The organism is Xanthobacter tagetidis (assembly GCF_003667445.1).
Taxonomy (GTDB): domain Bacteria; phylum Pseudomonadota; class Alphaproteobacteria; order Rhizobiales; family Xanthobacteraceae; genus Xanthobacter; species Xanthobacter tagetidis.
In genome coordinates this window covers 144547-168200 of the sequence record NZ_RCTF01000005.1, presented here as the reverse complement: position 1 = coordinate 168200, position 23654 = coordinate 144547, and the positions used below count along the sequence as shown (strand labels likewise).

General features: G+C 64.5%; 24 protein-coding genes and 1 tRNA gene. 11 read left to right on the top strand and 14 right to left on the bottom strand.

The features are described from left to right. Window positions 1-30 precede the first annotated feature (30 nt). The 6 genes from D9R14_RS08255 to D9R14_RS08235 all read right to left on the bottom strand — a co-directional run bounded on the left by D9R14_RS08255 (window position 31) and on the right by D9R14_RS08235 (window position 5125). A complete protein-coding gene (locus D9R14_RS08255) occupies window positions 31-582 on the bottom strand; it encodes a recombinase family protein (protein WP_121622845.1) in 552 nt (183 codons plus the stop codon). Between the two features lie 378 nt (window positions 583-960). Further along, window positions 961-1827, bottom strand: a complete 867-nt coding sequence (locus tag D9R14_RS22880; RefSeq protein WP_147452988.1) for a DUF6615 family protein — start codon at window positions 1825-1827, stop codon at window positions 961-963. A gap of 46 nt (window positions 1828-1873) precedes the next feature. Continuing rightward, window positions 1874-2605: a hypothetical protein gene (locus D9R14_RS08250; protein ID WP_121622844.1), complete on the bottom strand. Its 732-nt coding sequence runs from the start codon at window positions 2603-2605 to the stop codon at window positions 1874-1876. Between the two features lie 449 nt (window positions 2606-3054). Then, window positions 3055-3906, bottom strand: coding sequence for a hypothetical protein (locus D9R14_RS08245; protein ID WP_121622843.1), 852 nt, complete (start codon window positions 3904-3906; stop codon window positions 3055-3057). Further along, the gene (locus D9R14_RS08240) at window positions 3903-4850 is read right to left on the bottom strand and encodes an MvdC/MvdD family ATP grasp protein (RefSeq protein ID WP_121622842.1); all 948 of its coding nucleotides are present in this window, start codon (window positions 4848-4850) and stop codon (window positions 3903-3905) included. The genes D9R14_RS08245 and D9R14_RS08240 overlap by 4 nt, the downstream gene beginning before the upstream one ends. A gap of 14 nt (window positions 4851-4864) precedes the next feature. Continuing rightward, window positions 4865-5125, bottom strand: a complete 261-nt coding sequence (locus D9R14_RS08235; RefSeq protein ID WP_210210823.1) for a hypothetical protein — start codon at window positions 5123-5125, stop codon at window positions 4865-4867. A gap of 650 nt (window positions 5126-5775) precedes the next feature. Here D9R14_RS08235 and D9R14_RS08230 point away from each other — a divergent pair. Next, on the top strand, window positions 5776-6462 hold the full coding sequence (locus D9R14_RS08230) for a hypothetical protein (RefSeq protein WP_121622840.1): 687 nt from the start codon (window positions 5776-5778) through the stop codon (window positions 6460-6462). Window positions 6463-6684: 222 nt separating this feature from the next. Here the strand turns inward: D9R14_RS08230 and D9R14_RS08225 are convergent, their stop codons facing one another. Then, the gene (locus tag D9R14_RS08225; RefSeq protein ID WP_147452987.1) at window positions 6685-7329 is read right to left on the bottom strand and encodes a hypothetical protein; all 645 of its coding nucleotides are present in this window, start codon (window positions 7327-7329) and stop codon (window positions 6685-6687) included. Window positions 7330-8239: 910 nt separating this feature from the next. Next, window positions 8240-8749 carry a tyrosine-type recombinase/integrase gene (locus tag D9R14_RS08220; RefSeq protein ID WP_210313767.1) on the bottom strand — a complete coding sequence of 170 codons (510 nt, stop codon included), beginning with the start codon at window positions 8747-8749 and terminating at the stop codon, window positions 8240-8242. A 502-nt stretch (window positions 8750-9251) separates the two neighbouring features. On the opposite strand from D9R14_RS08220, the gene D9R14_RS08215 reads away from it, so the two are divergent. After that, a complete protein-coding gene (locus D9R14_RS08215) occupies window positions 9252-9719 on the top strand; it encodes a nuclear transport factor 2 family protein (protein WP_170168547.1) in 468 nt (155 codons plus the stop codon). 62 nt (window positions 9720-9781) lie between these two features. Here D9R14_RS08215 and D9R14_RS08210 read toward each other — a convergent pair whose 3' ends face one another. Continuing rightward, a complete protein-coding gene (locus tag D9R14_RS08210) occupies window positions 9782-11524 on the bottom strand; it encodes a hypothetical protein (protein ID WP_184759458.1) in 1743 nt (580 codons plus the stop codon). Between the two features lie 247 nt (window positions 11525-11771). Between D9R14_RS08210 and D9R14_RS08205 the strand changes: the two genes are divergently transcribed. From D9R14_RS08205 to D9R14_RS08185, 5 genes are all read left to right on the top strand, one after another. Continuing rightward, the gene (locus D9R14_RS08205; RefSeq protein ID WP_121622836.1) at window positions 11772-12059 is read left to right on the top strand and encodes a hypothetical protein; all 288 of its coding nucleotides are present in this window, start codon (window positions 11772-11774) and stop codon (window positions 12057-12059) included. 106 nt (window positions 12060-12165) lie between these two features. Beyond that, window positions 12166-13341, top strand: a complete 1176-nt coding sequence (locus D9R14_RS08200) for a beta-keto acid cleavage family enzyme (protein ID WP_121622835.1) — start codon at window positions 12166-12168, stop codon at window positions 13339-13341. 63 nt (window positions 13342-13404) lie between these two features. Beyond that, window positions 13405-13794, top strand: a complete 390-nt coding sequence (locus D9R14_RS08195) for a VOC family protein (protein ID WP_121622834.1) — start codon at window positions 13405-13407, stop codon at window positions 13792-13794. Window positions 13795-13897: 103 nt separating this feature from the next. Further along, window positions 13898-14635 (top strand): carboxymuconolactone decarboxylase family protein, encoded by a 738-nt coding sequence (locus D9R14_RS08190; RefSeq protein ID WP_170168546.1) that lies wholly within the window; start codon window positions 13898-13900, stop codon window positions 14633-14635. A gap of 26 nt (window positions 14636-14661) precedes the next feature. Continuing rightward, a complete protein-coding gene (locus D9R14_RS08185) occupies window positions 14662-15219 on the top strand; it encodes a hypothetical protein (protein ID WP_147452986.1) in 558 nt (185 codons plus the stop codon). A gap of 334 nt (window positions 15220-15553) precedes the next feature. Here D9R14_RS08185 and D9R14_RS23540 read toward each other — a convergent pair whose 3' ends face one another. The 5 genes from D9R14_RS23540 to D9R14_RS08165 form a co-directional block, all read right to left on the bottom strand. Continuing rightward, window positions 15554-15958: a tyrosine-type recombinase/integrase gene (locus D9R14_RS23540; protein ID WP_342634777.1), complete on the bottom strand. Its 405-nt coding sequence runs from the start codon at window positions 15956-15958 to the stop codon at window positions 15554-15556. Further along, window positions 15955-16761, bottom strand: coding sequence for a tyrosine-type recombinase/integrase (locus tag D9R14_RS08180; protein ID WP_342634776.1), 807 nt, complete (start codon window positions 16759-16761; stop codon window positions 15955-15957). Before D9R14_RS08180 ends, D9R14_RS23540 begins: the two co-directional genes overlap by 4 nt. Window positions 16762-16922: 161 nt before the next feature. Then, window positions 16923-16998 (bottom strand) — tRNA-Thr (locus D9R14_RS08175). A gap of 500 nt (window positions 16999-17498) precedes the next feature. After that, window positions 17499-17906: a DUF4332 domain-containing protein gene (locus D9R14_RS08170; RefSeq protein WP_121622831.1), complete on the bottom strand. Its 408-nt coding sequence runs from the start codon at window positions 17904-17906 to the stop codon at window positions 17499-17501. A gap of 67 nt (window positions 17907-17973) precedes the next feature. Next, window positions 17974-18354 (bottom strand): DUF2267 domain-containing protein, encoded by a 381-nt coding sequence (locus D9R14_RS08165; protein ID WP_121622830.1) that lies wholly within the window; start codon window positions 18352-18354, stop codon window positions 17974-17976. A gap of 194 nt (window positions 18355-18548) precedes the next feature. Between D9R14_RS08165 and D9R14_RS08160 the strand changes: the two genes are divergently transcribed. The 4 genes from D9R14_RS08160 to D9R14_RS08145 all read left to right on the top strand — a co-directional run bounded on the left by D9R14_RS08160 (window position 18549) and on the right by D9R14_RS08145 (window position 23650). Next, entirely contained in the window at window positions 18549-20153 is a 1605-nt protein-coding gene (locus tag D9R14_RS08160) for a helicase HerA-like domain-containing protein (RefSeq protein ID WP_121622829.1), read from the top strand. Between the two features lie 274 nt (window positions 20154-20427). Then, the gene (locus D9R14_RS08155; protein WP_121622828.1) at window positions 20428-20862 is read left to right on the top strand and encodes an ANTAR domain-containing protein; all 435 of its coding nucleotides are present in this window, start codon (window positions 20428-20430) and stop codon (window positions 20860-20862) included. Window positions 20863-21177: 315 nt separating this feature from the next. Beyond that, a complete protein-coding gene (locus D9R14_RS08150) occupies window positions 21178-22578 on the top strand; it encodes a M20/M25/M40 family metallo-hydrolase (protein ID WP_121622946.1) in 1401 nt (466 codons plus the stop codon). Window positions 22579-22672: 94 nt separating this feature from the next. After that, entirely contained in the window at window positions 22673-23650 is a 978-nt protein-coding gene (locus tag D9R14_RS08145) for a zinc transporter ZntB (protein ID WP_121622945.1), read from the top strand. Window positions 23651-23654: the final 4 nt, after the last annotated feature.

Sequence of the window (23654 nt, the reverse complement as noted above, 5' to 3'; positions counted from 1 at the left end):
GCGTCGCTGTCGGCGCGACGCCATTCGCAATCAAGGCTCGGGAGTAATCCGGCTGATGGTCGCCTTGCTCACGCCCATGATGCGCGCGATCTGGCGAACGCTCTCCCCAGCCTGCCGAAGCTTTGCGACGTAGGCGCGCTGTTCGATCGTCAAAGCATGCTTGCGACCGAACTTGATGCCTTGCGCCTTGGCTCGCGTACGCCCCTCGCTGGTCCTGGCCTTGATCAGTTCGCGCTCGAACTCGGCGAGGCCGCCCAGGACCGTCAGCATCAGCCGGCCATGGGGCGTCGTGGTGTCTGCCCATGCGTCGGAAAGGGATCGAAAGGCCGCGCCCTTTTCCCCCACCTCGGCTAACACGTTCAGCAGGTCCCGCGTCGACCGTGCCAAGCGATCGAGCCGGACCACCATGAGGACATCTCCTTCAGAAAGGCTCGCAACGCAGCGACGCAGCTCGCGGCGATCAGTCTTAGCGCCGCTCGCCGTCTCAGCGAATATCTTCTGGCAGCCCGTGGACTTAAGGTGTTCGATCTGGCTTTCGAGCGTCTGCCCATCAGTTGAAACGCGTGCATAGCCAATGAACATGCGCACATCATGAGACTAACAAATGAGACAATCAAGTCATTGAAAACAAACACGTCAGTTAATGTCTCAATTTTTTTGATTTTTGAGACGGCGGTAACGACGATATTTTGTCTGCTATGCGCGAGAAGCAGACATTACCAAGCGCGTGACTGAACGTCGGTATGGGGCCGGAAGCGGAATATCGGCTTTCGGCTGCAGCCGTATTCATAGCTGCCCTTCCGCAGCCGACCCCATTGCGGTCATTTGTAGTCCTTCCGCCGTCACCCAAAGCCTGTCGTTCGTCAGTCCTGCCAGAGGGGCAAAGCAGGGGCCGATAGCTGAATGAAAGCTTAACTTTCACATCGCGATAGTTAGAGTTTAAAATTTGTACCAAAGTCTCTAACCGCGTTCTGACTCCGACTTGATTTCCTCGTTGGAGTCGTGGAGCACGACCACTCCGGCGATGTTTGGAAAATGATCAAGTGTAGGATGGTCAGCACCATCGAAGTCCCGCGCCGCAAACCCAAGTGCAAACTCGACGATCGGATGAAGGCCGTCCCGCAGGCCGAGATCGTCTGGGTCACGCTTTTTAGTCGATGTTTCAAGCCGCAGCCGCGCAAACCCGTAGGCGGCCATATCCGCCGTCCCGCCTCCAGGTCGCCGCCCTTGGCCACGGTTGCATAATAGGCAGTGCAACGGAATAGAATGCCGTCGGTGCGTGTCGAAGGTCTCGTCTGGTAGCACGCTGGCGACAGTCGACGCTTCTGCCAGGCTGATGCCAAAACCAAGCACCTGATCAGCATCGGAAAGCTGCAACGATCCGCATTTCCGGGGGACACGGTTCTCATTCGTAACATGATTGTAGAAGGCGTAGATGGCGGGGACCTGGTGGCTTTGCGCCGTGGCGAGCAACTGGTCGATCTGGCGAGCAGGCGGCGTCCGTTTGCCGATATTGCGATTGATGCCTTGATAGATTTGCTCGGCATCTTCGAGCCGCTTAGCTTGGACGAGCATTGTAAACGATTGGCTCCCGTCAGCGCTCACGAACGACCAGAACCAATCCGCTCCGGTCAGGGCCTCCTGTGCCTTGTTAAACGCAATAATCTGCACATGGCCAGGATACGCAGTCTTGAGATCAAGCAGAATCGTCTCGGTAATAGTCTCCTCGTTGAATGGGAGGCCAGATGTCTTGGCTGCGCGGCGCCTTAACCAAACCATTCGCGATAAGGCCAAGAAGAATACCTGCTCTGGCGTGAGGGCGCTCATGGTTACCACCTATGAAGTCGCTTGTGTTATTGCTCCACCGATCTGACTACTCGGCATCTTGCTCAGCAGCGAAGAGGGCACTCCATTTTTCTCGAATCTGCCCGATACTAGCGCTGACGAGTGGTTCAAGAAAATTGGCAGAGCTGTCTACGACCCCCTCTGCAACCTGGTCTGCGGCTTCGCCGATGACTTTCCTGCCTAGCGTTTTCAATGCACTTTTGATAACCGCCTTCACACTGCTGTCGGGCGCGCCAGCCTCGACCAAGGCAGCCTTGATGGCCTGATGTTGATCCTCGGGAATGATGTTTAGTATTAGGTCCGTGATGGTATCTACGGGTGCACGTATCAGCGCAGAATTGAAAGACGCGTCGGAGAAGTGCCCTATTTCCCGAATTCTCTGACGTATATATGCGAGGGTCAGCGGGTTCTCGACCTCCATGACGAAATAATCGCCATCCTTGGCGAACTTGGTATGGACCAGTGCCTGCTTGACAAGCTCCTTCAGCCTCTCCCGATCATTTCCATGCTGGCGTACTTCGAGATCAAAAATCAGCTGCGAGGCTTTCGTCCGCGTGACCATGAGGTCAGTCATCAGACTGTAGACGGTCGCCTCAGATTTGAGGATGCCAAGACTGCGCATGAGATCAAATACGCGCAATTCGATCTCACGCTTCGGAAGCGATCCAAAAGCTGGGGTCATGAAATCCTTGAGGAAGCCTGCAATTTCGGTTCTGAGTTTGTGTTCCTCTATCGCTTCGAGCGCATGCGAGATGTCCATGTTGTCCCCCCTAAATTATAATTTAAAATAGCACTATTTTTGTTTGGAAGGAACCGAGAGCGAAGTCTGCTTTGACATGCATTGTCGTCGAAGTGCAGAGGCCTGCCGAACGGCCGCTAACCCAATGTCACCGCCAAAAAGCCGTCAGAGAGGAAACCACCCCCAGCCGGTCATGGCCGCGGGAAATCTGCTACACCAGCGCAACGACGCGATCGGGGCCGATTTATGCCCGACCGCTTTCAGGCTACACTTCTGGATTAGCTGTCGTTCGATTATTATCGCCAACCTGGATGACCGGTGTCAGTCAGATGTGGCAGACATTATCTTACCCTGCAGTTGCGAACGCGAGTTCTACATCGGCTGATGCTCTCCAGCACGCAGTCGCTCGCACAGCCTGCTGACCAGCTCGAACCCACCACTGCAATTCGCGAACATTAACCGTCACGGCCCTAATTCGGCGCACTTTCCTTGGCTTCACCAAGGCGATCCGGCTTGGGGGCCGTTGCTGGGCCAACCTTAGGAACTGGCCCCAATGGCGCCACAGCTGGTTGCTGGCCAACAGTGGGCGCGATCTCGGGCCACCTGACCGCCGGCGCGCGGTGACAGCAAGCGGGCGGTACCATCAGAGGCGACAATCCCGGTCGCTCTACGACTACCACCTTTGCGGACGGTGGCTCCTGTGTCGCGTTGCGGAAGCCCATTGCGTAAAAGAGCGGATCAAGAAGCAGGAGAAGGACGAAGGTCCCGAACGCGCGGAGCAGGTGCTCGTGCGTCACGCGGATTCGGGTGATCTTGGCATTGACCGCGTTACGCAAGCGGCGAGTCGCCAGCAGGGTGCCGCGCGTGAGCTTGCGCAGCGGCTTTTGGGTCTGCCACGCTGCCGCGATCTCGGCTTCCCCGACACGCTGGAAGCCCTGGACCTGGAGCGTCTTGAAGGCGTGGAAACCGGCCGCCGCGACGTAGATTGTTGCGACCGTCAGGACGAACAGCCGCGCGGCGTCGGGTGCCGGGCCAGCTTTCTTTTCCCAGTTCGCCACCTGGAGCGTGATAATTACGGGAACAAGGGCCGCAAGCACCGCCAGATAGGTCGTGGCCTTACTCTCGGCCGTCCGCACCCGCTCGACCTCGGTGGTGGCGACCTTCTGGGCCTCGTCCAGTGCCCGTTCGTCACTCTGAGTCCAGTCGGCTGTCTCGATAGCCGTGATGTCCCTCTGCAGACGCTGGTCCTCGCTCGCCTGCTCGGCAGGCGTGAGCTTCTCGATGTAAGGGAAGACCAGATCCAGAATGCGCCAGCCGTTCATCCCACGCGCCCGCCAACAAGAGCATCGACGATAGCGGCAGTGACTGGTGCGGCCGTTCGCTGCTCGATCCAGGCCCACTGTCCGTTCGGGTTGGCCTCAAGAAACCAGAACTGACCGTCCTCATCCTCCACAAGGTCGATCGCAGCGAACCGAAGGCCGAGATCGTGGGTGACTGCAATGCAAGCTGTCACCAGCTCAGCCGGCAGCTCCATCACCTCATGCACAAGATCCAGACGAACGCCCCGGCGCCAGTCGACCCGGGTCTCGTCATGCGCTTGCGACAGGATTTTCGTAGCGAAGACCCGGTCATCGATCACGACCACGCGGACATCCGACCGCTTGGGAATCTCGCGTTGCAGGATCATTGGGGCGCGTCGAACGGCGTCGGCGTCGCCGGCCTCAAGCTCGGCCACACGGCTGGTGAACACGATGCTGCCGACCTTGCCGTCGTCGATCAGGGCATGGCGCAGCGGCTTAGCCACCATCGGGCCATCGGCAAGAAAAGCTCGCGCCGCATCGAACGAGTTGGTGACAAGCGTGCCGGGCATCGTCAGACCCATACGGCGTGCGGCAGCGAGCTGCCGAGGCTTGTCCTCTGCCCGCAGGATCGAGAAGGGCGAGTTCAGCCAGCGCCCTTCGAGGGCATTCCAGAGGCTGCGCAGGATCGCTGACCATTCAGCCATCACATAGGCCGCAGCCGCCTCCGTCCCCCCAGCCGCGACGCTGCCAGGCCGTCTATAATAGGCGCAGGTGACTTCCGGGAGGCATAGATTGCCGCAGGGTCCGTTGAGCGTCAGCCTTCCAGGATCGCCGTCCGCCATCACCAATTCGTGCTGCGGCAGGTCTTCCGTATTGAGACGGATGAAGGGCAGACCACGCCTGCGCATCTCAAGCACAACGAAGTCCGACGTGACGTCGCGCTTGTTGGTGACGAGAAGGATCATGCCGACGCCGCCTCTCACCAACCAGGCATCGCCACTTCGTCGTCCTGCTCCTGAACGACATGGGTTTTGGTCGTCAGCTCCGGAAGACACAGCGAGGCGTCCTCGTCGTCCGCCTCCTGCCTCACCTCCGTGAAAGTGCCGGTTTCGATCGACCCAAAGTGTGTGGCGTCGTCGTCATCAGCCTCCACGTGCTGCATAGTTTTCGTCTGAGTAGCGATCAGCGAACAGCAGGCAACCTCTATGATCGGACGCTCGCCTTCATCGCTGTCGACCACCCAAACTCCGAGCTCCGAGGCATAGCGACCAGGCATCACCGTGTCAGCGGACCTAGGCGTAGCGAAACGGAGCAGGAATGGATCAGTGACGGACCAGAGAATCATAAGCTTCAGCCCAGCCTCAGGGAACATGTTGGGAACATATAGTGAAACCAGGCAGAAGATAAGCACCCCGACGTCATATCGAGAACCGACCCACGGCCGCATCAACAACCAACAGGAAAGGGTAATGACTACTGGAACGTAATGAGCTCGGCCGGCGGGAGATCACGCCACAGCTCGGTCGAACGGCCGAAAATCTGATGATAGCCATGAAGTGGACCACGGCAAGGTCCCACCTACGAACCTTCGGCGGCGACGCCACCCTAGAGTGAACTAATGGCGGATTTTAGGATCAGCGCAAGTCGGCGGGAATGACGTGGATGGCGGCGCGAAGCGGTCATTCGCGACGCCGCGCCGGGAGGGCTGCTTTTGGGTACCAACGGAACTCCCCCTCCTGACTAAAGACTAAACTTCGGCAGAGACCTAGCCGGCATGGCGAGGCGGCCCCTCGGCTTCAAGGGGCAAAATGGAAACATTCTTGACATTAAAGTGGTAATATGATACAATATCAATGCACATAGCTGCACCCCTTAATATGGAGCATCATCATGACTGCGATCGAAGCCTCTTCGTGCCTCGTGCTCTTCACCAAGAACTGGGCCGGCAAGGCGCAGGCCGGCCGCTTCGGCGCTGATAGCATCGAGCGCGCCCAAGCCGCGGCCACCAAGCTGGGCCTCTCCTGCGTGCCCTTCGGGGAAGGCGATGACGCCGATCTGCTCGCGGCGCTGCCCGCCGGCCGCTTCGGCGAGAATGATCGGCCACTGCTCGCCAACATCAAGACCGACATTTTCAAGCGGCTGTCCCTCATGGCCGAGGCGCTGGCCACCGGCGAGGGTGCCGACCAGGAAGCGGATGCCGAGGACAACAGCCCCGCCGAGAACAAGTATGACGAGAAGCCCGCAGCGCCCTCCGGTGGCGTGAAGTCGAGCAAGAAGGCCGCGCCCATGCTGTCCATCAAGACCGATGCGGCCTCGGGCGACACCACCATCGGCGTCGTCATGAAGGAGGGCGGCACCCACTGGCCGCAGCTCACCAAGGGCGACGTGGTGCTCGCGCCCGACTTCAGCGAGGGAGAGTATGGCGGCTGGTGGGAAGCCGTGGTGCGCGCCCGCAGCGACAGCCATGTCACGCTCGACTGGCGCGACTACCCCGATTTTCCCCCCCTTCACCCGGCAGATCACCCAGATCGCGCCGCTGCACCCCGAATGCGTGATCAAGGCCTGACAAGGGGCTGATCCAGGCACAAAAAAAGGAGGGCGGTTTTCACCGTCCTCCTCATTTTCGTTTTCGCACGATTCATTGCATCGGGTTCCGCACATCCAGGGCGCTTAAAGCGCCTTCCTCATGGAGCTCCATGGCATTCGCGGCACTCCATGGAAGGGCGTTAGGCGCCTTCGAAAGCCGAACAGGGCGATGGCGTTGGTCCAGCCTGGCGTTTGCGCCCGGGTGTCAAAGGATCACCGGCCACGGCATCGCGGCGAGCGCATCAAGGAACTCCCCTGCACCCGATCGCAAGCCTCGTCATAGCCCCTTGCCGTGCGGTCCCGCTTCGCTCCCATTTCCATCGGAAGGATCAAGGGCTCGCTGCAGTCTTGGTGCCGGCCAAAGGCCTTCAGTGCATAGTCTGAAGCGCTCGCCGAATTGTATGTGACCTCGACCAGATGGATCCGTTGGATGCGAGTTTGGCGGGTCAACTCGACACTCAGGATTCTCACCAGTTCGATGAGATCGCCCTTGAACCGGCTGACGGGCGGCTTCAGAAAAATGCCATGCACATGAAGGCCGTCGCCACTCTCCACACAATGGTTGCGACGCTTGATGTTGGGCGTGTCCGGTGAGCAGATCAGGATGGGTAGCTTGTACCGTTGCCCCGGCTTCTCCGGATGGTGCGCGAAACGCCCTGACAGACGCAGATAGAAGATTTCGATATCCTGGTACATCATTTGAATGAGCCGAGGCATCGAAGCTGCAGAAACATGATTGAACATGAAGGTCATGAGATAGGGCGTATAACCGTCTTCGATATATGAATCGATCCATTCTACGTAGGCCTGCCGAAGACCCATGCGAGCCTTGGGATCGAGCTGACTGATCTCACTCATTTTCATCACCTATGTCTTGATTGTCGACATCAGTGATTTACAGAATCGTTGATTCACTCATCCAATGATGGAAACAATCATTAACCTAAGAAGCAGCTAAAAATATCTCTCTGCATATTCAATTGAGAGAGTTAAACTTGATGTTTGAAATGGGATAAAACAGCTACCCATTAAGGGTGATAACTAATGATTCTATTGATATAAATGCATCTCAGTATCTAATTTTGTAATATATTTATTCAGAATATATCAATCTAGATATATCTTCCTCATATACGATGCTCGAGAATTGCACCGCATGAGATAGGTCGAAGGCAAGCGGCGCGATGTCGGGACTCCAAAACGGCGCGCACGCGAAGCTGATGTCTTCACTATTTACAGAATCGCAAGAAAGATCGTTTTGGAGCCTCGTAGACGTATCCAGGGCGTTTTAAGCTCCCAACGACGTCGCATCTGAAACAAAAAAGGCCCCGCGCCGAACTCAATATCCATCTCTGCTGAATTGCTGGCGGTCGCGCTGCCGGACCCTCATTTTTGGTGTCCCGTCCACGCGCGCGGCATCATAAAAACTACGCTTCATGTGAGCCAACGGTGGCTCACATGGGGTCGAAGAACGACCGTCACGCGCGCAGGGGCGCCCGCCCCATGAGTGGGATGCAGTGTTGGCAACTCGTTCTCTCAAAATAGGCTGCGGAAGCGTCAATCATGCATGCCCTGCGGCTCGGCGGGGCAAAATCGCAAGCGGCGAAAAGACATTTCGTCCTCCACAGCGCTGCGGCAGAGCGACCACGGAAGCACGCAAATTGCTACGCTGGACACCGGTCGACAAGCCTTGAGTCGAACGCGATAAAATCTTTTGGCGCGTGCTTTCTGACCCTGGCCTCAGAGCGTTATCTAATCTCAAGGTGGGTCACCCCATTGCCAACGAACGCGCTCCAGTCCCGCGCCGGTACGCCGCTTCGACCTTGTTCTCCACTGTGTGTGCCAACGCCATTTCGCAGACTTCCCGCGGGTGGTTGGTCGTTTCTGCCGCCCAGTCCCGAAACGCTGATCGGAAGCCATGTGCCGTGGCCTCGACCTGCGTGCGCCGCAGCACCATCAGGAACGCCATGTTGGAAAGCGGCTTCTGCGAAGACCTACCGGGAAACACGATACCATTGTCGCCAAGCTGGCGAGCTTCCCTGAGAATGGCCATGCAACGATCTGTCAGGGGGACGCGGTTAACCCGCTGTGCCTTCATGCGGGCAGCCGGCACAGTCCATATCTTCTCGTCGAGGTCGATCTCATCCCAGGTGGCGCCGAGCACCTCTCCCGTACGCGCCGCAGTCAGAATCAGAAATTCGAAGCCCAGTCGGACAGCGAGGGCAGCGTCTGAGGCTTGCAGCGCATTTACGAATCCGGGCACTTCGCCATAGGCCAAGGCGGCTTGATGATCCTTTGCCTTTCTGTGCTTCGGTAGCCCCCGGTCCACTCCTTCGACGGGATTGTCGCCTTCTCTTTATCTGGCACAGGCGAGCGCTTCCGCGACCGACGTGCTGATCTTTACAGGCACAAGGCAGGTCGTCGAGAGCTCGATCGAGCATCCAGCCGGCGCACGGACGGGCCGAACGCCGGCTTCGATCCTGTATGGTCACGGTCAAGTTGCGGTGTTCCGGGCCGGAGCGTAGTCTTTAAACAACGGGATGACGAAGGGCCGGCGAATTCTCGCTCGGCGATGCCGAAAGCGGTATTTTATTGCCATTTCTGCGGCGACGGAGGCAGAGAGGGCATGTTTGCGAACGAGCCGGAGAATCTGCACTTTCCTCCGGCGGGTGAGGTCCTTCGGCGTGAAGCGGATCATCCCGCGTCATCTGATGACGTTGGGGACCATCCATTGGGTGACACCGCAACGATAAATGGCGGACGCGACGAGGATACCTGAGATGAGGATCACGATATTTGCGGTCGCCGTGACCATGGCATTCACATCCTGCATCGCGGCCCGGGCCGCACAACCGGACGACGCTGACGTCATCAAGGTCGTCAATGAGTATCTGGCCGACATGAACCAGGGCGCCGCCGACACGTTCGTCCGGCTCTGTTCGCCTCAGACCATCATCATCGACGACTTTCCGCCCCATACATGGCAAGGCCCCACCGCGTGCATGGATTGGCTGACCGCCTTCGCCGCGTACGACGCAAAGGCGGGCATCACGCCGCGCGCCGTGACCATCGGCAAGCCGTGGCGCGTCAGCGTGAATGGCGAGAATGCCTATGTGGTTGTTCCCGCGACCTACACGTACACCAAAGGAAAAAAGAAGGTCACCGAGGCGAACTCGGTGTGGACGCTGGCGCTCCGCAAAGGCCCCGATGGCTGGCGCATCGCCGGATGGGCCTGGGGCCAGCGATAGGCCCCTGCGCCGGGGCGTTCCCGGTGGCCGGCCTCGGCCGCGCGGGAACCGTACCGGGAGGGCTACGGCTCGGGGATGGCAAGTCCAGCCTTGCGGAGCGAGCCGATCAGGCGCTCCACATCGACCGGGTTCAGGACGCGGCCTGCGATCACGGCGCGCGGGTTCGCCGCGATGCCCGGGGCGTGGGTGCGCACCCAGTCCAGTTCGGCCGCTGCGACCGCGGCTTCGCCGGCCTCGCCGAAGACGACCGCGCCGATGAGGTGGTACATGGGATTGTCCGGCACGCCGGTGTTGCGGATCCACATGGCGGCCTCCGAAAGGTCGCCGTCGAAATAGGCGCACAGCGCGAGGGCCGCCTCGTAATAGCCCAGCGGACCGGGATTGAGTTCGCGCGCGCGCCGGATGAGAGAACAGCCGGCCTGCCAGCTTCCCGTGAGCGCCAGCCGGAACCCATACTCGCCCATCAGCTCGCTGTCGTTCGGATTCATGGCCAGTGCCTGTTCGCCGATCCGCAGCGCGGCCTCCACCTCCTTTGAGAAGTAGAGCGCGAACATCTTGGCCTGAAGGCCCCGCGTGTTCGTCGGGTCGAGCTCGACGGCGCGCCGCGCCGCCGCAAGCGCGCGGCTGACCGAGGCCGGACCGGCGGCCGGGTCCGGCGCAAAACCGAACCGCACCTCATCGATATAGGTCTGCGACAGCAGCGCCCATGCGGTGGCATAGTCGGGAAATCGGGCGACGGCGTCTTCCAGGCATTTGCGCACCTTGGCATGCGTCGCCCGGTCGAGACTGGCCCGGTAAACGTAATAGCTCAGGGTGCAGGAATAGGCGCGCCAGTCGTCGGGCGGATTCCTCAGATGGCGGGATGCGTCCGCCTGGAAGATCACGCCGTAGGGCTGCGCGAGCGTCGTCGCCACCCGTCGGGCGATGTCCTCCTCGATCTCGACGAGGCGCGCGACCTTCAGGTCGCCGGTGTAGCTTTGCGCCCAGAGCACGACATCGTCCGATCGCCGGACGAGTTGAGTCTGGAGGCGGAATGCGCCCGCGTGAAGGTCGACGCTGCCGCCGAGCACATACCGCGGGGACGGGCCCTCGGCCTGGATCGGGTTCGTCTCGCTCCCTGCCCGGGCGGCGACGACCACAATGTCCTTGAATTTCGAAATCTGCCCGATGACCTCCTGGGTGAGGCCACGCGCGATGGCGGTCGACGCCTCGGTGCGCGCCAGATCGTCGAACGGGCGGACCAGTAGCCGCGGAATGTCGGGCTGCGCCGGGGCGGTGCCGAGCCAGCCCCACCCGGTGCTGACCGCCGTCGCCAGGACCAGCAGCACCATGATCGCGATGGCGCTGCCCCAATACCACGAACGCCGCCCGGAGCCGACCGGGGCGGGGGCGGCAGGGAGCGCCGTCTCCGGCGCCTCCGCAGGCGCTCGCAGGACGAAGACGGGCACGTAGCCGCCCTTCGGGATGGTCATCTCCACCGGGTCCGCGCGCCCCGCGCCCAGATAGTACCGCTCAAGCGCCCGCCGCAGGTGTCCCGCCTCCACGCGGACGATGGGGTCGGACTGCGGGTCGAACGAGGCGTCGCGGCCGAATACCTCCGTGGCGATCGTGTAGGCCTTGATCCGCTCCGCGCGGCCGGCGAGCGTCTCACCGCCCACGTAAGCGAGGAAGCGGCGGGCGCGCTCCGTGGCGGCGAAATCTGTGCTGCCGAGAATGCGTTCCAGCTGCGCCTGGCAAAGGCCGGTATCCGGCGGCGGCGGAGCCGCGCCGTCCCGATTGCCGGCCTGTGCAAAACCGCTGCCCACGTGCGCTCCCGATCACGCTCCGGGGCCGGACTATAGTCGCGCTTGGGGCAAGAATCACCAAGCTTGACGCTGACCGCCGGGCCGGATGGCGTGCCTGCGTGAGTGATCGCAAAATATTGAAATCACCCACAGATTGGCTTTCCGGCCGGGGCGTCCCGGCGGCGGTTTACCCCACCGCTCCACGTTAATTACGTCCCCCCGCGGGCCGCTTGGCCTAAGGCTCATTCGAAGCCGAGGAGATGGGGCGATGGGGACGCGCTCGGACGAAGACACCCTGCAGACGGCGTTGAGGTTCTTCCCCGGAAGAGCTTCGGAGCTTCTGGCGCAGGTGCGTCGGAACCCGGGACTTGTCGACATGTGCGAGGAGCTCTCGGCGGCCGAGACCGCACTCGCCAACACCGCCGCGCTGCCCGCGGAGGTACAGGCGGACCGGCGGGAGGAGTGCAGGGGCTGGATCGCGAGGCTGACGCAGGAGATCGAGGAAACGCTCGCCGCGGGGAAGGTGGTCCCGCTTGGCCAGAGGTCGCAGGGATGACCGCCCGGCCGCGCGCCTTTTCGGACGCGCGTGCGGACGGGGCCGATCCGCGGCGGGCAGCCGCAAAAGCGGGGCGCAAACACCGATAACAAGGAGGCCAACCAACATGTACTACACCGACGACTCCATCCTTCCGGAAAACCAGGCGCCGCTCATCATCACGGCCGCGCCCTACGGCCCGCAGTGGCTTCCCGGCGATGCGGACATCCCGCTGACCTGGGACGAGCAGGTGCAGGTGGCGGTCGACTGCTACAATGCCGGCGCCACCATGCTTCATGTCCATGTGCGCGATCCCGCCACGGGTCAGGGTTCGATCAACTTCGACCAGTACAATTACATGCTCGACCGCCTGCGGACGGCCGTGCCGAAGATGATCCTGCAGGTCGGCGGTTCGATCTCGTTCGCGCCGCACACCGCCGACGCCAAGGCGAAGTGGCTGAACTACGACACCCGCCACATGCTGGCGGAGCTGGAGCCGAAGCCCGACTTCGTCACCGTCGCGACCGGCACCACCCAGTGGGACGTGGTGTCCATGTTCACGCCCGACGACATCAAGGGGACGCATCTCGACAACAATCCGGCCGTGCAGGCGGCCTGGGCCGGCATGTTCGTGGACGCCGGCCCCGCCTTCTACCTTGAGCACCTGAAGCGGCTGTCCGCCAACAAGATCCAGCCCTATTTCGTGCCTGCCCACATCCATCAGCTCGAGATCATCGAGCGCCTCATCCGGGCGGGCGTCTACAAGGGGCCGCTGAACCTCGCGATGGCCGGTTACGGCGGCGGCACGCTGGGCCGCAACCCGTTCCACTGGATGGACTTCCTGCGTCAGGTTCCGCAGGGTGCGGTGACCACCTTCTGGTCCTCCATGCGCGGCCTCATCTCGCTGTCGGCCATGGCCATCGTCCTCGGGCAGCACGTCCGCGTGGGCAACGAGGACAACCTCTGGGGCCCCGACAAGAAGCGCCGCTCCTCGATCCAGCAGATCGAGGGCGCCGTCCGTCTCTGCGAAGAGTTCGGGCGCAAGGTCGCCAACGCGGACGAGGCGCGCGAGATCCTGAAAGTCGGCGTCTGGTACGACAGCATCGAGGAGACGCTGGCGAAGATCGGCCTGCCGCCCAACCGCCGCGACGGCGAGCAGGGCTTCCTCCTCTGGGAGACCGACGGCCGCAAGACCGTCGCCAAGGTGGCGGGCGATTCACACCCGATGGCCTACTGCATGGTCCCGCCCCAGGCGGCCAAGCTGGCCCTGGAAGCGCACAAGGCGGCCAAGGGTCTGGCCTGACGTCCGATCCATCGACGGGGCTGCGACACCGCGCGGCCCCGTCGCCAAGGTTAGAGAGGCGCCATGGCGGCCCACCTGACGAACTTCGAGATCTATGGCGGCGAGCCCGGGCAGCTCGTCGAATTCTATGCCGCGCTGTTCGGCTGGCGGATCGAAAAGACGCCCGGCATCGACTATTGGCGCATCGAGGTCGGCGCCGACGCGCCCGCCCTCGCCACCGGCGGACTGACGCATCCGCCCGGATTCGGCAGCCATGGCTGGCTGCCCTTCGTGCAGGTTTCGTCCTGCGCGGACGCCCTGGCCACGGCCGAGCGCCTGGGCGGCACGGTCCTGAAGGAGCGCACCGCGGTCCCGCGCGTCGCCTGGCACGGCGTCATCGCCGACCCTGCGGGCAATCGCTTCCTGGTCTGGGAGCCCGACCCGACCGCCTTTCCGCCGCCCGAGCCGGACTGAGCCGAGCCGGCGGCACCCGCTTGGACCTGTCCTGCGCGGCACCCCGCGGACCGCCCCGTGCGGTCCGATACCCGACCCAGAGCAAGGCATGACGGAGGCCGACATGAGCCAGCCGAACGAGGATCAGCTTCCGCTTGGCCCGTGGGATGCGGGCGCGCTGGCCACGCTGGAGGCGTGGGACCGGTCCTGGGCAGATGCCTGCCGCACCATGAGCACCGACCCCTGGAGCGGCAAGGTGCTGCCGCTGCGGATGGTCGAGCTCGTCTGCGTCGCGACCAGCGTCGCCTGCACCACTCTCGACGGGGCGGCCACCCGCCGCCACATGCGCGCCGCGCTGGCCGCCGGAGCGAGCCGCGACGAACTCATGACCATCGTCAAGATGGCGACCGTCATGGCGATCCATTCCTGCAGCCTCGGGGCGCCGATCCTGCTTGAAGAGGCGGCCGCGGCGGGAGCCGCACTGCCGTCGCATCCGGCAACCCCGACCCCGGCCTGCGACGCCATGAAGAGGCTGGGCCAGTGGAACCAGGCCTGGGACCCCTTCTTCGCGCTCGACCCGGCCTGGACGGACGCCTTCATGGCGACCGGCGCCGGCATCTACAGCGCCGGCGTCTTCACGGCGAAGGAAACCGAGCTTCTGAGCATCGCCTTCGATGTCTCCTTCAGGCACATGTACGCGCCCGGGACGCGGCGGCATATCCATGGTGCGCTCGCGGCGGGCGCCAGCGTGGCCGAGATCATGGAGGTGCTGAAGCTCTGCGTCGCGCAAGGCGTCGCCGCGAGCAATCTCGGCGTCGCCATCCTGGCCGAGGAACTGGCGCGTCCGGCGCATGGCGGCTGAGCCGCGCAACACAGTTGGAGTATTCCATGGCCGATACGTTCCGGCAGCCGGCGCCACCACCGCCTCGCCACTCCATGACGACGCGGCTCACACAGGAATTGAAGCGCTTCCTGATCCTGTTCGTGTATCTTTGGGTCCTCCTCGGCCTGTTCGTGCTGAACCAGGACCTGATCGAGCGGTCGGCGGGAAACGTCTTCGTGTTCCAGGGCTTTGCGATCCTGAACGCATTGATTCTCGCGAAGGTGATGCTGGCGGCGGAGTATGTCGACGTCGCCCGCTGGCTGCAGCGGCTTCCGGTGGCGGCGACGATCGCCTTCGAGGCCGTGCTGTGCACCGCGCTCTTCATGACCGTGCACGTCATCGAACGCGTGCTGGTCGGCCTGTTCCACGGCAGCACCCTGGCGGCCGGCATACCGTCCTTCGGCGGCGGCGGGCTTGCGGGAACCGTGATCGTGGGCGCGATCATCTTCGTGTCACTGCTTCCGTTCTTCACCTTCAAGCACGTGGCCCGCGCCATCGGACCCGACAGGCTCCGAGCAATCCTGTTTCAGCGCCGCAACCCGACCCACCCCGCGAGCGAATGATGGAGGCCGTCCGTGGTTCCTGGACTCCATCGCACCTGGAGAATGACACCTGCGATGATGTCTCCAACCCAAGCTTTCCGCGCTTCCTTAGTTATCCCTTGGGCGAAGTTCGGACGGTCTGCTTACCGTTCGGCGCTCGTGATCGAGATCACACGCCGCGGGCGCAACGACAACAGTTACCTTGAGACAGCCTTCGGACTGCTCAACGTCCGCCCCCACCGCAGCTCCGTTTCCGCGACGTCGTGAATGATAGATGTATGTTGAGCGTCAGTCATAATATTGCGTTTTTATTCAATGTTTTGAATGATTTACTGGGCTATAATTTTTTATAGCCTCAGCCTGCGTCCCGCCTCGGTCTCAGCCTCCTGAACTCATCCAGCATGTCCGCCCAGGTCTGCATCAGCGGCACGCGCTCGGGCCAATAGGTGGCCCGATTGTAGGCCCGCCTCACCTCGTTCTGGTCCAGATGCCCGAGCGCCGCTTCGATCACGTCCGGCGAATGGCCACGCTCGTTCAGGATCGAGCTGGCGGACGCTCGGAAGCCGTGGGCCGTCATCTCGTCCTGCGTGAACCCCATGCGCCGCAGCGCCGAGTTCATGCCGTTCTCGCTGATCAGCTTCTTGTTGGACCGGATGGAGGGAAACACCAATTCGCTCGCGCCCGAGAAGGCGCGAATGTCATCGAGCACGCCCAGCGCCTGGCGCGACAGCGGCACCATATGGGCGCGGCGCATCTTCATGCGGATGGCGGGGATGTTCCAGACGCCTTGTCGAAGTCGACCTCGCTCCACCGGGCGCCACGCACCTCGCCCGGCCGCGCGAAGGTCAGCGCCGTGAACAGGAGCGCCGCCCGCAGGGTGGGCCAGCCGTCATACTCATCGATGGCCCTGAGCAGCCCGCCGAGGGCCACAGGGTCCGTGAGAGCCGCGCGGTGGACGACCTTCGGCCGCTCCAGGGCATCCTTCAACGGCGAGGTCGGGTCCGTTTCCGCCCGCAGCGTGGCAATGGCATAGCGGAATACGCTGCCGATGGCCGAGCGCAGGCGACGTGCCGATTCTCTGCGGCCGCTTCGCTCCACCTGGCGCAGGATGTCCAGAACCTCCACCGGCTTGATCTCGGTGATGGGACGGCTGCCAAGCGCCGGCCCGGCGAGCGTCTCCAGCAGCCACTTGTTCTTCTTGATGGTGGCGTTGGCGGACTCTCGCGTTTCCAGGCGCCCGATATATTCGGCTGCGAGCAGGGCGAAGGTGTTGCCTGTGGAGATGGTGGCGTTGACCTTCTCGAGCTTGCGGGCAGTCGACGGGTCCTGGCCATCCAGCAGCAGTTTCTTGGCTTCGTCCCGCTTCTGGCGCGCATCGGCGAGAGAGACGGTGGGGTAGGGGCCGAACGAGATCTGCTTGGGTTTGCCGAGGAACCGGTAGGCGAGACGCCAGATTCGGCTGCCGCTCGGATTGACGAGAAGATGGAGGCCACCACCGTCAAATAGCTTGTATGGCTTGTCCTGCGGCTTCGCATTGCGCAGCGCCATGTCCGTCAGCGCCATGTAGGCACGCTCCCTTTGTAGGCATCGAGACGCCTACAAACTTGCCTACATGCCTACAGGATTCAAGCGGACGAGATGGGATCAGACTGGACGTCAGGAGCGCCTATCGCTTTGAAATCAAAGCGATATCGGACATTTTCGGACGCTTTTGGATGGTGAAATGGTGCCGCGGAAGGGATTCGAACCCCCGACCCACGCATTACGAATGCGTTGCTCTACCAGCTGAGCTACCGCGGCGCGACGCCTCTCATACGGGGAGCATCGGCGCTTTTCAAGGGCGGGCCGGTGAACCGCGGTGATCCTGCGCCCTTGGGATCGTTCGGCCCGCGGGCCACCCTTCGGCCCTTCGGCTGTCCGAATGCCGGGTGCGGGCCCGCGCCGGTCTGCCGGCTGCGTAGTTTCGGCGGCGGATGACGGACGGGGCGGGGTGCCGCGCCAAGCCGGGTGCCCTGAACCGGCCGAGCCAATCTCGTGACGGTCCGGTCTGTCCGGTCTGTCCGGTCCCGTGGGGGGCCGGCCCCGGGCTCCGCTGCACGATGCGCCCTCCGGGACCGGACGCGATCCTGGTCCGGGGTCGGAAGGCGCTCGATCCCGCAGGGTGCGAGGGGCGGTACGGCCGGTATGGGACAGGAGGCGGCGGGAACGCGCCGCCCCGGATTGCCGCTCCCTCAGGGCCGCGGCCCGGATGCCCTCCGCGCCGACCGCCGCCGCTCGGGCCGCTCCCGGATGGCCCCCGCTCAGTAGGTGAGGACCGGCGGCAGCTCCTTGGCCTGGGCGATCCACTTCTCCACCTGGCTTTCGGCGGGCAGGAGGCGCACCAGCTTCTTCTTCTCGTTCACCTCGGCCATGGCCTTGGTGAGGTTGGCGGCGTTGCGGGTCTTCAGTTCCTTCACGGTGTCGACGCCGGCGGCCTCGAGCAGCTCGGAATATTCCTCCGCGACGCCCTTGATCCGCATCAGGTCGGCCATGTTGGCCCATTTGAGGACCTGCTTCTCGTCGATGCCGGCCTTTTCCGCCAAGGCCTTGCGGTCCCTCGGCGTCTTCGCGGCGTCGAGCAGCGCGCCGGTGTTGGTGATGCCTGCCGTCTTCAGCTTCTCGGCCATGACCGGGCCGATGCCCTCGATGTCGATGATGGGATAGGACATGATTTCCCCCCTCAATGGCACGGCTCAAGCGGAGCCGCGACGATGAGGCCCACAACCTCGGCGAAAGTCAAACGAACTGGCGCAGGCCCGGGATCGCCTTCACCACGCCGTCCACACTTTCGGCGCCTGCGGTCTCGCGGGCATAGGCCACCACCTCGCGCGCCGCGCCCTGCACCTCGCCCATGGTGAGGCCGAGCGCCATCATCCGGTTGGCGAGATCCATCAGGCGGGCCATGCCGCCGAAATGGCGATTCGCGGCCGCCGGCGGCGCCGGCTCGGCGAGGCCCGCCTGAAGCTCGGCGATCCAGGCATGGCGGGCGATCAGCGGCGCCATCGCCTCCGCCGGAGCTTCCCGGGCAAGGAACTGCACCAGGATCGCCACCACCGCCCGCCCCCTGTCGGGCGCGAGGCCGACGCGCTCCTTCAGCCGGTCCAGCAGTTCATCCATGTCGCCTCCCTGGCGCTGCGCCGTCAGAGATAGGGGGTGAATTTGAAGGCGGCGCGACGATCCGGCAAGGCACCCGGCACGGCGCGGCGCGCCGTCGGCGAGTCCGCGCCGCGGCAAGGCGCTTGCCGAGGTCTGCCGAAACGGGCGAAAACAGCCGCCTGATCCCCCACCGTCGACACGCGCGAGGACATGCCATGACAGCCGCCCCGAAGCCGGCCGCCCCCGCCCTGGATCCGAAGGCCCCCGACGGCGACGGCAAGATCTATCTCGGCCGCAGCTTCATCGGCGCCGGCAAGGCCCAGCGCGCCAAGGACGAGTTCCTCACTTTGCGCCTCGCCAACCGGCACGGCCTCGTCACCGGCGCCACCGGCACCGGCAAGACGGTGACGCTCCAGGTGCTGGCGGAAGGCTTCGCCCGCGCCGGCGTCCCGGTGTTCGCCGCCGACATCAAGGGCGACCTGTCCGGCATCGCCGAGCCCGGCACGGAGAAGGACTTCCTCCTGGCGCGCGCCAAGGAGGTGGGCATCGACTACCAGCCGGACAGCTTCCCGGTGATCTTCTGGGACATGTTCGGCGCGCAGGGCCACCCGGTCCGGGCCACCATCTCCGAGATGGGGCCGCTGCTGCTCTCCCGCCTGATGGGCCTCAACGACACCCAGGAGGGCGTGCTCAACATCGCCTTCCGGGTCGCCGACGAGCAGGGCCTGCTGCTGCTCGACCTGAAAGACCTTCGGGCGCTGCTCGCCTTCGTCGCGGAGAACGCCGCGACGCTGGGCACGCAGTACGGCAACGTGGCGCCGCAGACGGTGGGCGCCATCCAGCGCCAGCTTCTGGTGCTGGAGAACCAGGGGGCGGACAAGTTCTTCGGCGAGCCGGCGCTCAACATCGCCGACCTCATGCGGGTGGACCGCTCGGGCTACGGCACCGTCTCCATCCTCGCCGCCGACAAGCTCATGGGCGCGCCGCGCCTTTATGCCTGCTTCCTGCTTTGGCTCCTCTCCGAGATGTTCGAGCAGCTGCCGGAGGTGGGCGACCCGGAGAAGCCGAAGCTGGTGTTCTTCTTCGACGAGGCGCACCTGTTGTTCGACGAGGCGCCGAAGGTGCTGCTCGACAAGGTGGAGCAGGTGGTGCGGCTGATCCGCTCCAAGGGCGTCGGCGTCTATTTCGTCACCCAGAACCCGCTCGACGTGCCGGAGAGCGTGCTCGCCCAGCTCGGCAACCGGGTGCAGCACGCCTTGCGGGCCTTCACGCCGCGTGACCAGAAGGCGGTGCGGGCGGCGGCGGAGACCTTCCGCCCCAATCCCGACCTCGAAACGGCCAAGGTCATCATGGAGCTGGGCAAGGGCGAGGCGCTGGTCTCCATGCTGGAGGGCAACGGCGTGCCGTCCATGGTGGAGCGCACGCTGATCCGCCCGCCCTCCGCCCGCGTCGGGCCGATCACCGAGGCCGAGCGCGCCGCCATCATGGCGAAGAGCCCGGTGGGCCATGTCTATGACCAGTCGGTGGACCGGGAGAGCGCGTTCGAGAAGCTCCAGCAGCGCGCGGAGCAGAAGATGCAGCCGCCGGCCGAGGCGTCCGCCGGCGGCGGCGGGCTCCTGGGCGGCATCCTCGACAGCGTGCTCGGCACCGGCACGCCGGCTCCGGCGCCGGGCGGCGCCAAGGGGACGCCGCGCGCCTCGACCCGCATGTCGACCACCGAGGTGGTGGTGCGCCAGGTGGCGCGCACGGTGGCGACGCAGGTCGGCACGCAGCTCACCCGCGCCATCCTTCGCGGCATCCTCGGCAACATCAAGCGCTGACGTCATAGGGCAGGCGGCGCGGCTCCGGCCGCCCGGGCCGGCCGGCGGCGATGCCCGCCAGCGGCAGACGCGCGCATTGCCGACCGGTCAAAAATCACGCTGCGGCAGGTGGATATTGGTCTTAGGCCCAATGTCGGTGGTTGCTTCGGTTCCCCGGTGCCGCTATTTTCAGGAGCGAGTCGATACGATTGCGGGGTCGTGTCGGCCGGAGCTGCTCAACGCCGCACGCCTGGCTTAGTTGCGGACCAGACGTGCCTCCAAATTGGAGCGCCCCATGAAGGTGTTACCAACTGCCCGCATTCTTCTCGTGGATTCGGATGCCGAGCGCCGCCAGGCGACCCGGCAAGCTTTGACGGCCTTCGGGGTGGGGGCGGTCGTCGAGGCATCGAGCTTCGAGGAGATCCAGCCTCCCGCGGGTACTGGCATGATCGACGTACTCGTGGTGCAGGTCGACGATGCCGACAAGGTGCCGGAAAATCCGTTTCGCGACGGCGGCAGCGTGCCGGCGATCCTGATCCTGGAGGTCGCTGCGACGATGGTCGCGCGGTCTGCCGGCCGCGCCGGCTACGACGCGGGCCTCGCGGCCCCGCTGCAGCCGCGCCTGCTCTACCGGCGCATCGGCTCGGTGTTGCAGCGTGCACGGCGTGCCGCCCGGCCGTCTTTATCGGTCTTGAAGCCGGAGATGGCAGGCCTCGCCGAGGCCGGCTGACTCTCCCGGGCCGGCGCGCCGGCCCTTTCTTGACGCCGCTATTGCGAAGGGGCTTCCCGCCTCCGACGGCCTTTGGCCGGCGCGGCACCACACCTCTCTCGTGCCGGAGCATCCGGCATGCGGGCGACCACCCGCGCATGATCGGCGGACGGGATGGCGCGCCCGGCTGCCTGCGGGCCGGCGTCGGGAGGGCGGCCGCGCCTGCGTGAACGTCGCGCTTGCATGGTGCGCTCTTCGCGGCCAGCATCCGCGCGTGCGCCGGCGGCATCAGGCTGCCGGTGCGGGGAGGCGCAGATGGCGGCGAGCGGCGCGGGAATGCGGGACGGACTTTCCGGGGAGGGCCTGCAGCGCAAGGCCCTGGATGCGGTCGATGCGGGGCTCGACGCCGCGCTGGCGCGGCTGTTCGACTATCTGCGCATTCCCTCCATCTCCACCGATCCCGCCTACGAGGACGCCTGCCGGGCGGCCGCCGAATGGGCCGCAGGGACGCTGGAGGAACTGGGGCTCTCGGCCGCCGTCATTCCCACCACGGGCCACCCGATGGTGGTGGCGCGCACCGACACCGGCGCGGCGCGGCGGGTGCTGTTCTACGGACATTACGACGTGCAGCCGGTGGACCCGCTGGAGCTGTGGGAGACGCCGCCCTTCGAGCCGCGCTTCGGCGCCGGGGCGGACGGCCGGCGCACCATCGTCGGCCGCGGCGCCAGCGACGACAAGGGCCAGGTGCTCACCTTCCTGGAGGCGCTGAGGGCCTTCCGCACCGCAGGCGGCGCGCCGCCGGTGGACATCACGGTGTTCCTGGAAGGCGAGGAGGAGTGCGGCTCGCCGAGCCTTGGGGGCTTCTTCGCCGCCGAGGCGGACCGCCTGAAGGCGGATATCGCGCTCGTCTGCGACACCGGCATGTGGAACCCCACCACGCCCTCCATCACCACCTCGCTGCGCGGCATCCTCTCGATGGAGGTCACGGTCCACGGGCCGTCGCGGGACCTGCATTCCGGCCTCTATGGCGGGGCGGCGCGCAATCCAATCCACGTGCTGGCCGACATCCTCGCGGCCGCGCGCGATGCGGACGGGCGCGTCACCATTCCCGGCTTCTACGATGCGGTGCGGGAGATGCCGCAGGAGGTGCGCGACGCCTGGGCGCGGCTCGACCTCGGGCCGGACGAATTCCTGAAGCCGGTGGGCCTCTCGGTGCCGGCGGGCGAGCGCGACCGCATGCTGATCGAGCAGATCCAGTCCCGCCCCACCCTGGAGGTGAACGGCATCTTCGGCGGCTATACGGGGGAGGGGGCCAAGACCATCATCCCGGCGAAGGCCACGGCGAAGATCTCGTTCCGCCTCGTGGCGGACCAGGACCCGTCGCGGATCGCCAAGGCGTTCGAGGCGTTCGTGCGGGATCGGCTTCCGGCCGATTGCAGTGTCACCTTCTCCGGTGGCCACGGCAGCCGCGCCTTCCTCGTGGACCCCGCGAGCGCCGACCTCGCCCATGCGGCGCACGCGCTTGAGGAGGAGTGGGGCATCGCGCCGGTGATGGTGGGTTCGGGCGGCTCCATTCCCATCGTCGGCCAGTTCAAGAGCCGCCTCGGCATCGACACGCTGCTGATCGGGTTTGCGCTCGACGACGACCGCATCCACTCGCCCAACGAAAAGTATGACGTGACGTCGTTCCACAAGGGCACCCGGAGCTGGGTGCGCATCCTCCAGGCGCTCGGCTGAGCCTGCGCCGGACTGCCTTCCGGGTGTCGCGCAATCGTGCGAGGAAGGCGGGATGATCGGGCGCCCCGCACAGGCGGGGCAGGCGGCGGGCAGCATGGACAGGAATGACACCCAGGGGCTCATCTCCATCTGGTGGCTCGACGGCAAGGGGGGCGGCCGCCGCCTCTCCTGGGAGGAGGCGGTGGCGCCGCCGCCCGAGGGCTTCGTCTGGCTCCATTTCCGGCGCATGGACCGGATGAAGGAGGAATGGCTGCGCCAGGCAAGCGGGCTCGACACCTCGGTGATCGAATCCCTGCTGGAGGACCAGGCCCGGCCGCGCTGCGCCGTCTTCACGGAGGGGGCGCTGCTCTCCCTGCGCGGCGTCAACCTCTACCGCAACGCGCTGCCGGAGGACGTGGTCACGGTCCATCTGTGGGTCGACACGTCGCGCATCGTTTCCGTGCAGCACGAGCCGCTCTCGGCCGTGGAGGACTTCGAGGACGCGCTCGGCCGCGGGCGCTGCCCGCGCACCCAGGGCGAGTTCGTGGCGGAACTCGCGACAAGGCTGGTGGAGCGGCTCGACGCGGTGGTCACGGCGCTCACCGACGATGCCGACGAACTTGAGGACCAGGTGGAGGCGATCCAGGTCTCCGACCTGCTGCCGAAGCTCGCGGTGATGCGGCGGGTGGCCATCAAGCTGCGCCGCCATATCGCGCCGCAGCGCGAGGCGCTGAACCATTTCTCGCTGGAGGACGACGCCTGGCTCGGCCCCAAGGACCGCAACCGGCTGCGCGATGCCGCCGACCGCGTGACCCGCTTCAGCGAGGAGCTCGACAGCGTGCGCGAGCGCGCCGCCGTGATCCGCGATCAGATGGTGGATCGGCGCGCCGAGCAGATGAACCAGTCCATGCTGGTGCTGGCCGTGGTGACGGTGGTGTTCGCGCCGCTGACGCTGGTCTCGGGCATGTTCGGCATGAATGTCGGCGGCATACCGGGGTCGGACAATGGCGAGGGCTTCTGGATCGTCAGCCTGATCCTGCTCGCCATCGGCGCCTTGATGTTCTGGGCCTTCAAGCGCCTGCGCTGGATCTGAGCGG